This window comes from Ilyobacter sp. (assembly GCF_041583315.1).
In the GTDB taxonomy this organism is placed as follows: Bacteria; Fusobacteriota; Fusobacteriia; order Fusobacteriales; family Fusobacteriaceae; genus Ilyobacter.
In genome coordinates, this window is sequence record NZ_JBFHGC010000033.1 from 1 (window position 1) to 9,651 (window position 9,651).

Annotated in this window: 8 protein-coding genes and 1 riboswitch; of the genes, 5 read left to right on the forward strand and 3 right to left on the reverse strand. The window is 34.5% G+C overall.

Features of this window, described 5'->3' with window-relative positions:
• Positions 1-182: 182 nt before the first annotated feature.
• On the forward strand, positions 183-686 hold the full coding sequence (locus ABZA26_RS02260) for a Crp/Fnr family transcriptional regulator (protein WP_372712900.1): 504 nt from the start codon (positions 183-185) through the stop codon (positions 684-686).
• A gap of 29 nt (positions 687-715) precedes the next feature.
• On the opposite strand, the gene ABZA26_RS02265 is transcribed toward ABZA26_RS02260, so the two are convergent.
• Positions 716-2,125, reverse strand: coding sequence for an asparaginase (locus ABZA26_RS02265; protein WP_372712901.1), 1,410 nt, complete (start codon positions 2,123-2,125; stop codon positions 716-718).
• Between the two features lie 305 nt (positions 2,126-2,430).
• Here ABZA26_RS02265 and dnaN point away from each other — a divergent pair, with 305 nt between their 5' ends.
• The 3 genes from dnaN to ABZA26_RS02280 are packed head-to-tail and all read left to right on the forward strand — an operon-like array spanning position 2,431 to position 5,688.
• Positions 2,431-3,522 carry a DNA polymerase III subunit beta gene (dnaN, locus tag ABZA26_RS02270; protein WP_372712902.1) on the forward strand — a complete coding sequence of 364 codons (1,092 nt, stop codon included), beginning with the start codon at positions 2,431-2,433 and terminating at the stop codon, positions 3,520-3,522.
• 53 nt (positions 3,523-3,575) lie between these two features.
• Entirely contained in the window at positions 3,576-4,847 is a 1,272-nt protein-coding gene (locus tag ABZA26_RS02275; protein ID WP_372712903.1) for an ATP-binding protein, read from the forward strand.
• Complete coding sequence (locus tag ABZA26_RS02280) at positions 4,822-5,688, forward strand: DNA-binding domain-containing protein (protein WP_372712904.1); 867 nt, start codon at positions 4,822-4,824, stop codon at positions 5,686-5,688. The genes ABZA26_RS02275 and ABZA26_RS02280 overlap by 26 nt, the downstream gene beginning before the upstream one ends.
• A 258-nt stretch (positions 5,689-5,946) precedes the next feature.
• On the opposite strand, the gene ABZA26_RS02285 is transcribed toward ABZA26_RS02280, so the two are convergent.
• Positions 5,947-7,413: a uridine kinase gene (locus ABZA26_RS02285; RefSeq protein WP_372712905.1), complete on the reverse strand. Its 1,467-nt coding sequence runs from the start codon at positions 7,411-7,413 to the stop codon at positions 5,947-5,949.
• 19 nt (positions 7,414-7,432) lie between these two features.
• Entirely contained in the window at positions 7,433-8,320 is an 888-nt protein-coding gene (locus tag ABZA26_RS02290) for a YegS/Rv2252/BmrU family lipid kinase (RefSeq protein ID WP_372712906.1), read from the reverse strand.
• A 282-nt stretch (positions 8,321-8,602) separates the two neighbouring features.
• A riboswitch (glycine riboswitch) is annotated at positions 8,603-8,680 on the forward strand.
• 162 nt (positions 8,681-8,842) lie between these two features.
• On the opposite strand from ABZA26_RS02290, the gene ABZA26_RS02295 reads away from it, so the two are divergent.
• On the forward strand, positions 8,843-9,651 hold an 809-nt coding region (locus tag ABZA26_RS02295; RefSeq protein WP_372712907.1), incomplete at its 3' end, for an alanine/glycine:cation symporter family protein.

Below are 9,651 nucleotides of genomic sequence, written 5' to 3' on the forward strand. Positions count from 1 at the left end.
CCTATTGATTTTATTATTTGAATTATTATACATTAATATTATCCTATTGTCAACGATGGCAATACCCCAAAGGGTGCAGGGATATTTTTTTATGAAGCCTGTGAACTTGCAAAGTGGAAGATTTTGTGGATATAATAAATTGAAAATGATATAAAAATTCATTGTGTTTTGGGAGATGCAATATGACTAAAAAATCCGGAATTTTTAAGCATTATGAAGAGATCACCGAAATTCTCAATAAAATATCTATTTTTGGTGGCCTGTCACAGGAGCAGTTAAAAAGGATATTTCCACTTTTAAAAAAGAAAAAATATAAACAGGGGGAATTTATTTTTAAAAAGGGAGATTCACCTGAAAATATTTATATTATCCAAAGCGGAAAAGTAAAAATTGTAGAGGAGATGAAGGAGGAAACTTTTCAGATAGTGGAATTTGATACCGGTGATTGTTTTGGTGAGACAGAGCTTATAGGGATATTTCCCTATATAGCTTCAGCTGTAGTTTCTGAAGACGCAGTTCTTATTATTTTAAATAAAAAAAATATTTATTCACTTTCCAAGGAAGATATAAAACTTTTCAGCATGGTTATATTAAATATCGCCAGGGAGTCCTGCCGCAGGCTTGCAGTTGCAGATAAGGATATGTTTCGGCTAATGAGGGAATATAAACAATCTCAGAACTTATAATAGAAAAAGGGAGTATATACTCCCTTTTTCTAACATTCAGCATATATTGAAAATACTATATCTCCCCAGACAATGGCTTTATCAGATTCTAGTGTAACTATGATCTCTTTGCTTTCTTCTGATATTTTTTTAGCACATTTATTAAAATTTAAAAGTATGTCTTCATGGATGTTTTCTGTATTTTTATGAATCTTTTTTTTGCACTGAAAATTATCTATATTCTCAATAAAACTGTCTCCTTCTAAAGAAACGATAATACTGACTTTGTCTACTTTGTTTTTTTGTGAGAGTTTTTTTATTCTTACAGCGGCTTCTATCATGTCTCCCCCTGCTATTTCTTCAGGAATGTCAAAAGAAAATTTACAAATTTTGGCAGGATTATTTTGAGCAAACTTGAAATTGTAATGGTTGAGAGTCTGTTCTCCACATATATCAATAGACATCAGCCTTTTTACTTCTTCTGTATCGTCAGTTTTACCAAGAAGATACATGAGTTTTGTCAAAGCTGCTTCCGGAGTAAGGTCCAGTCCGCTTACTACCCCTGCGTCCAGAAGTTTGGTGCTTGCTTCATACATTCCCATTTTTACAGTACCTGTGGTGCACTGGGTTATGTTTATTACCACGATACCTTTAGATGTGATGAAGTTTATAACATCTATAAAATCCTCATTAGTGGGAGCATTTCCGTTTCCGTAGGTCTTTAATATAACTCCTTTTACGTCCTCTATGCTTTCAAATATATTCATTAGGTATGATGGCTTTAATCCTGGAAAGATTTCAATAATAATAACTCTGTTGTCTAAGGCAGTCTCTATGTGGAAATTACCTTCGTTTTTTTTCAAAAGTTTATTTTTTTTGATTCCCAATTCTGCTCCGGCTTCTCCCAAAGATGGGTAATTTGGTGAAGAAAATCCAAAATAGTTTCTGGCATCATTTTTTCTGCTTCTGTTTCCCCTGAGGAGGGTATCTCTGAAAAATATGCATACCTCAGGTACAAGTCTTATGCCGTAGAACTCATTTCCTGCTATTTGGATGGCAGTAATTAGATTTTGGAGGGCATCGCTCCTAGGTTTTTGCAGAGGCACCTGCGCTCCTGTTATAATAACCGGCTTGTCCAAATCTTTCAGCATAAATGATAAGGCAGAGGCTGTATAAGACATGGTGTCAGTACCGTGAAGTATTACAAATCCTCTATACTCATTATAATTGCTTTCAATTACTTCGGCCATTTTTACCCAGTTTTCCGGGGATATGTCAGAAGAATCTATAAGGGTCTCAAACTGGTAATAATCAGTGGCAAGACCTTCAAGCACAAGGTGTTCCTTTGCAATTTCATCCCAGTTTTCTGCAGGTCTTAGTGGGCTCATGGTATTTCCCTTTTCACTGTGAACCATCCCTATTGTACCGCCTGTGTTAATAATAAGAACTTTGTCTAACATTTATTCCTCCCTTTAAGATCAAAAAGATTGTTTTTATTCAATTAATTTTTAAAAGATTTTTTTTATTCTGTCAGATTGAGTATACATTTCTTTTGAAATAACTTCAATCAAAATTTTGTGTCTTTATAAATTTTTAAGGTAAAGTGTCGGGAAAGGTGTTTCCTGTATATATCTTTTGAATTTATAATGTTGATAAAGATTACAAGGTGAAAATTTCGTTGGATAAAATTCTTAAATTTAAATCTCTTGTGTCTATTATAATTATATAGTATACTTTTTGTAAAACTGTTTTTTGGGGGGATCTGATGAAAATCAAAGTGAACCGAGAGGAACTTATTAAAGTCCTTTCAAATCTTTCTGTAGTTGTGAGAGAAAATACAATAAGACCTGTTTTATCAGGGACAAAATTAGAAGCAAAAGACGGAATGGCCGTTTTTACAGGATCAAATCTTGAATTTAGCTATATATCCTCTATTCCTGCAGTAGTTGAGACAGAGGGAGTTACTGTTTTTAAGATACCTCTGATCCTTGAGTACATCAAACTTTTAGATGAGGAAGAACTTGAGATGATTGTGAGTGACGGGAAACTATCTATTCACAGAGCCGAGTTTTCAATCATGGAGTGGGAAGACTATCCTGAGATAAAAGAGAATGAGTCAGACGACCTTTTCCAGCTTGAGAGCGACAAAATAATATCTGCTTTTGAGAAAGTGAAGTTTTCAGCATTTCCAACTGTGGACAATCTTGCAATAAACTGTATAAGAATGTCATGTGAGTCAGAAAATTTAAATTTTGTATCTACAGATTCCTACAGGCTCACAAAGTATACAATGCCTGCCTTGTGTGAATCAAATCAGGAGATATCAATACCCCTAGAGAGTGTAGGGATTATCTGTAAACTTTTAAAGGATTCAGAGGAAAGCGCCTGTTTCGGAGTAAAAAATGCAGTTCTCACTGTAAGGTCCGGAAATTCATATATGTCCACAAGACTTATAGAGCTTCCATTTCCAGATTACAGATCTATTTTTAAAAGTATGTCCTATACAAAACAGATAGAGCTCAATACAGATGACTTTAAAAAATCTATGAAAAAAGTTCTGACTGTGGCAAAAAGAAATATAGAGACAAAAAACGGTGCCCTTTTTGAATTTAAAGGCAACAAACTGGTTTCTACAGTTTCTTCAGGAAGTGCCAAGACTGTGCAAAAGCTGGATACTATAAAAGATGGAGATGACTTTAGGGCATCTTTAAATGTAAAATTTATCTATGACTTCATAGGTAATATTCAGAAGAATAGTATAATAAAGGCCACAAACTCAAGCTCTATGTTTATTTTAGAAGAGACAGACAACAGCAGTTATACATATGTGCTCATGCCTTTGGCTTTGAGGGATTAGTGGGGTTTTACCCCACTTTTTTAAACTTCAATTTTAAATTTTGAGGTGACGCTTTGAATAAATATTTTGTTTATTTTATATTGCTCCTTCTCACTAAGTATCTTCATTTTTTCTTTTTTGAAAGGAAACTTGAGTTTTCAGGAGCTGTTTTTACCCTTTTTTTACTTATTTTAATAGATAAAAGAGTAAATTTTTGGAAGCTTGCGGGGGTATTTACACTGATCTTTTTTATTGATGTTTTTATATTAAACTGGGTTTTTCTGGGACTTTCTGTCAAAGAGGCTTATAACCTGGCTTTTCCTGCAGCTTATTACTATTATGCTTTTTTGTTTATCTGTATCATTGTGGATATAAGCAGACTGAATCACGAAAAAAAGATGCTGTCTCTTTTGGCAATAGACTTGGTATGCAACCTGTTAGAGCTTGTGGTCAAGGAAAGTTTCTCCTACCCATTCATAAAATATGTGGTTATAGGGATAACTGTGAGAGGGGTAATGGTGTATCTCATATTTCTTGCCTACAAAAAGAAGGAGTTTATAGTACTTCAGGAGGAGCATCAGAAAAAATATCTGAAACTTAATCTCATGGCCTCAAATCTCGAGGCAGAATCCTTTTATTTAAAAAAAATGTCCTCTAATGTGGAAAGCCTGATGAAAAAATCCTATGATTCATACCAGAATGTAGCCACAGTGGAAGAGGCCAGAGGGTATTTCCTGGACCTATCCAGGGAAATACACGAACTGAAAAAAGACTATACCCGAGTCATAGCAGGACTAGACAACCTCTTCAATAAATTTGAGCAGGAAGAAACCCTTGGTCTTTCGAAAATAGGCGAAATAATAAAGAGTAACACAAACAGATATCTCATAGAGCACAAACTTGACATATCTATAGAAGTCAAGTTTCGTGATGCTTTTAAAGTGAAGTATTATCATAAAATTTTTATTATAATAAACAATTTGATTATTAATTCTATAGAATCACTCAGTGAAACCAGTGGCGGAAGGCCAGGGATAGGTGAAATAAAAATATCTCAGTACAGTGACAGGAACTTCATATATATTTCAGTTTCTGACAACGGCCCCGGAATTCCCGAGCCTTTTATTGACCTTATTTTTAATCCGGGATTCACTACAAAATTTGACAAAAAAACAGGGGAATCTTCAACAGGAATGGGCTTATCTCATGTAAAAAATACCATAGATGAGATGGGTGGAAGTATGGAGATAATCTCATCTCCTGAAAATGGAACCAGCTTTAAAATTCAACTTCCCATTGGAAGATTTAGAGGTGATGCAGATGAAAAAAAGAATTCTTATAATTGATGATGACATATCCATAAGGACAATGCTTCGCTATATAATAAACAAAAATTCCCTGGGAGATGTGATAGGTGAGCTGTCTACAGGGGATGATGCCTCAAAATGGGTAGATATCTATAACCCTGATATTGTACTCATCGATTTTCTTCTTCCTGGTAAGGACGGAATAAAAATAATGGAAGAGTGTGCATCCTTGGGATATAGGGGTAAATTTGTAATGATATCCCAGGTAAAGGACAGTGACATGGTTGGAGAAGCTTACAGAAAAGGGATAGTTTTCTTTATAAATAAGCCTATCAATGAAATAGAAGTAATGAGTGTCTTGAAAAACATTGTAAAAAATATAGAAATTGAAACCTCTATGGAGATTATTAAAAATACTCTCGTAAATATAAATCCTCCTAGAGAGATCAAAAATAACATAAACGAAGATCTCATGAAGGTATTCTCTGATTTGGGAATAATTTCTGAATTTGGTATAAATGATCTTAAAAACGTTATCTTATCAATAGTTAATTTGAAGAAAACCGATCACTCTTATAATTATCAGCTGAAAGAGATATTTCATGAGGTGGTGGATAATTATAAAAAGAATGACAGAAATGAAATTAACTTTAAAAGTTTTGATCAGAGGATAAGACGGATAGTATACAAAGCCTTTGAGAATATATGCCAAAGGGGATCTGAGGACTTTTATGATCATGTTTTTACTGAATACTCCAGCATACTTTTTGATATAGGTGAGGTAAGGAAGGTTATGAGCAGCTTAGATGGGAAAGAAGTGAAAAAGGGAAAGATAAACCTTAAAAAATTTATAGAGGGAATAATTTCAAAAATTTATTAAATAACTTTACTACTGTATAGTTATTTCCGGTAGATTATGGTAACCTGCCTTTATACTCTTAATATAAAGACAGGACCCCTCTAGATAAGAATATGGCCTTATTCTTATTATTAAATATTGTCCTGTCTTTAATAAAAAAAAACCATAATGATTTTTATATAAAATCAATTGAAATTAGATTCAATTAAAAGAGAGAGATCCTTGCCTCTCTCTTTTTTTGTAGTATTTTTTTAGATTTTATCTTATGACGGGGTTCTGCTAGTATTTATAAAAATAACTTCCCCCTATAAACTCTTTTAAAATAGAATCATCCGGTACCAAGTTGCTGTCTATCTCCCTAAAATAATTTAGAAACTTGATAAGCCTCTGAGATTCCTCATAAAATATACTTCCTGGTGCTACTTTTTTCAGTTCTCCATGAGCATATTTTTTTAATACTCCCAGCTCATAAATAAGATTGGAGTCAAATATTGCATCAGCCTCTTCCTGGAAGGGAAAGATATTTTTTTCCTCTCCGCGTCTCACAGATTCCCACATATTAAGTGTTCCTTCTGCACTTGTACCTCTAGACAAACTGTCTCTCACTATCCTTCTCAGTTTTCTTACTTCACTTGTCGGGATTCTGTTATGGTCATCGATGTTCAGTGTAGTAAGGCAGCTTATATATATTTTGTATTTGTGTTCTTTCGGTATCTCCCGAGTCAGCTCTTCATTTAGTCCATGTATTCCCTCTATAAAAATGATTCCATTTTTAGGTAATTTTGTTTTTTTCCAAATCTTTTCTCTTTCTCCGCTTAGAAAGTTGTATTTTGGAATTTCTACCTCTTTACCCTCCATGAGATCTTTCAAATTTTTGTTTAAGAGATCTATATCCAGTGCTTTTATGGATTCAAAATCCTTTTTTCCGTTTTCACCCAAGGGCAGTAAATCTCTCCCCCTATAATAATTATCTAAGGAAATTACCAATGGTTTTAGTCCGCTTACCCTGAGGTGTATAGCCAGTCTTTGTGTAAATGTAGTTTTTCCAGATGAAGATGGCCCAGCTACTGTGACTAGCTTTATTTCTTGTTTTTTAGCTATTTCATCAGCAATAAATGAAAGTTTTTTGTGATGCAGAGCTTCATTTACCATTATAAGTTCTGCTATTTCATTGTTTATAGTTTTTTCATTCAGAGCACCTACATCTGAAACTTCCATTATCTCGCCCCAGTTTTCCGATTCATGAAATATTTTTGCAAGTTTTGGGTGGTCAGTTTCCACAGGGATTCTGTAAGGGTCGCTCTGAAATGGATATTTGAGAATAAATCCTCCGTTATAAGGCGACAGATCAAATAGATTTAGGTATCCCGTGCTTTTTAACATACCATTATGATAGTAATCATAAAAACCTTCCATCTCGTATACTCTCAGGTCCACCCAGTCGCTGTATTCGATAAGTCTTCTCATATCAGGTCTGTTATATATGCAGTCATGTTTTTGAATATCACAGAGAGGCATGGTCACAGAATGGATTGGGATATCCTCTCTTATAAGGGCACTCATCCTGTTTTTTATGGCCAGTATATCTTCTGATTTAATTTTAGGATCTTTTAGTATCTCACCATAGATTCCCTTATTGAGAGAATGGTGTATCTTTACCTCTGCTTCTGGGAAGAGATCATAAGTTGCTTTGATCAAAATAAATTTTAAAGTTGTGTAGTAGTTTCTTTCGTTATAGTTTTCCATAGTATTCTCCCTTCAAGTATCAATCTTTTTTATACCCCAGTATTTTTAATCCTCCTTTTATGCATTGTATATCTAACGGAAAGTTTGGACCTTTTTCTCCGTCTAGGTCTGTAGAAATTGGTTCTTTACACTGTAGATATAATCTGTCTGTTCTAAAGTAAATAACTCCCTTGGGATTTTCAAGGTGTTCTTTCTTTAAAAATTTAAAAAATGATATGAGAGCTTCGGTCATTATTTCGGCTTTTACTATGACAATATCTAAAAGACCGTCATCTGGCTCTGATTTATATGCTATGTTTATGTTGCCGGCACTTTTTCCGTTAAAAGCGAAGATAATAAGTGAGTGCCCATCATATTTGAGTTCTTCCGACTCCACAGATATCTGAAGTCTTTTAAAATTTGGAATTTCGATAATACCACCGAAATAATATGCCAGTTTTCCGATTGTGTTCTTAAGATTGACATTCGTCTTTTGGGATATGTCTGTAAACAAACCTGTACTGGCGACATTTACAAAATATTTGTCATTTACTTTTCCAAGGTCAATTAGCTTGACTTGGGAACTGATAATCTGCTCACAGGCTTCAGATATATTTTTTGGCATCCCCAGGCATGTTGCAAAATCGTTTGCGGTGCCAGTAGGTAGTATAGCTATGGGAAGGTCAATTTCCATTTTTTTTATTATATTTATTACCTGGTTTACAGTCCCGTCTCCACCTGCAATGATAATGTGATCATATTCATCGGTAATATTTTCAACAGCTTCTTCTATTCTGGCTTCAAAGCTTATTCTAAAAGGCTCTACAGTATAACCGCTTTGCTGATAAACTTGAAAGATACTATCCAAATCTTTTAATATTGAATTTTCACCAGAATAGGGATTGTATATTAGTTTTACCCTTTTCATTTTTCCTCCTGAATAAATTTTTTTAATTAAAAAGAGTATTATTAGGATAATCTTATTAAATAACTACTCATAATTCTTTTGTTTTCCTTTATTAGACTGTGTTAAAAGAGAGATTGGCATAAAATTATTATAATTCAATCCAGATAAAAATCTTTTATCTATCACATATATTATCATTAAAAGTGCTATAGAAAAAATATAAGATACTGTTTTGAAAAAAAACCTTTGACATTTTTAGTTAAATTGATTATTATTATTTTAATAAAAATTTAATTAAGTCGGATGAAGGTATTGGGAGAGAGCTGTTAACACAGCCACCGAAGGAGTAAAACTCTCAGGTAAAAGGACCTATACTGGACGAGCCTCTGGAGAGAATTGGTTAATTCTAGTCACCGAAGGAGTAAAACTCTCAGGTAAAAGGACAGAGGAAAACAGGCATGGCGTGTTTTCTAGAGGCTACATTTTTTGTAGTCTCTTTTTTTATTACGCCCCTTCTGCCATCTGACAGATAAGGGAGGAAAAATGAAAGAAATTTTAGGACAGTTGGACAGCATCATATGGGGGTTTCCTACACTTTTTGTACTTGTAGGAACAGGTATTTATCTTACGGTAAACTTAAAAGGTATCCAGGTTTCAAAGCTTGTAACTTCTTTTAAGCTTCTTTTTGAAAAAGAGGACACAACTGACAAAAAAGAGGGAGACGTATCTGGTTTTGCAGCTCTTTGTACAGCTCTGGCAGCGACTATCGGTACAGGAAATATCGTAGGAGTGGCTACTGCAATAAAGCTAGGAGGTCCAGGAGCAATATTCTGGATGTGGATCGCTGCTTTCTTTGGTATGAGTACAAAGTTTGCAGAAGGATTTTTGGCAATTAAATACAGAGTAAAAAAAGACGGAGAGTATGCCGGGGGACCGATGTATTATATCGAAAGAGGTGCCAATAATAAATTTTTAGGGAAGGTATTTGCTTTCTCCGGAATCATGGTTGCTCTTTTGGGGATAGGGACATTCCCGCAGGTAAATGCCGTTGTAGAGGGGGTAAAGGGAGCAATAGGAATACCAACTATTGTAACTGGTGTAATACTTACTGTGGCAGTTGCTCTTGTTACTTTTGGCGGAATTAAAAGAATTTCCCAGGTAGCATCATTCCTCGTTCCTTTTATGGCTGTATTTTATATATTAGGTGGAGTAATAATAATGGCATCAAACCCTGCCGCTACAGGATCTGCTATATCACTTATAATAAGCTCTGCTTTCAAGGGAAGCGCAGCTGTAGGTGGATTTGCAGGAGCAGGAATAATGATAGCTATGAGAGCAGGTGTGGCCAGAGG

Bases quoted from the DNA above. Each gene is read 5' to 3' on its own strand.
- ABZA26_RS02260 (WP_372712900.1), top strand. From the start codon at position 183: ATGACTAAAAAATCCGGAATTTTTAAGCATTATGAAGAGATCACCGAA.
- ABZA26_RS02265 (WP_372712901.1), bottom strand. From the start codon at position 2,125: ATGTTAGACAAAGTTCTTATTATTAACACAGGCGGTACAATAGGGATG.
- dnaN (WP_372712902.1), top strand. From the start codon at position 2,431: ATGAAAATCAAAGTGAACCGAGAGGAACTTATTAAAGTCCTTTCAAAT.
- ABZA26_RS02280 (WP_372712904.1), top strand. From the start codon at position 4,822: ATGAAAAAAAGAATTCTTATAATTGATGATGACATATCCATAAGGACA.
- ABZA26_RS02285 (WP_372712905.1), bottom strand. From the start codon at position 7,413: ATGGAAAACTATAACGAAAGAAACTACTACACAACTTTAAAATTTATT.
- ABZA26_RS02290 (WP_372712906.1), bottom strand. From the start codon at position 8,320: ATGAAAAGGGTAAAACTAATATACAATCCCTATTCTGGTGAAAATTCA.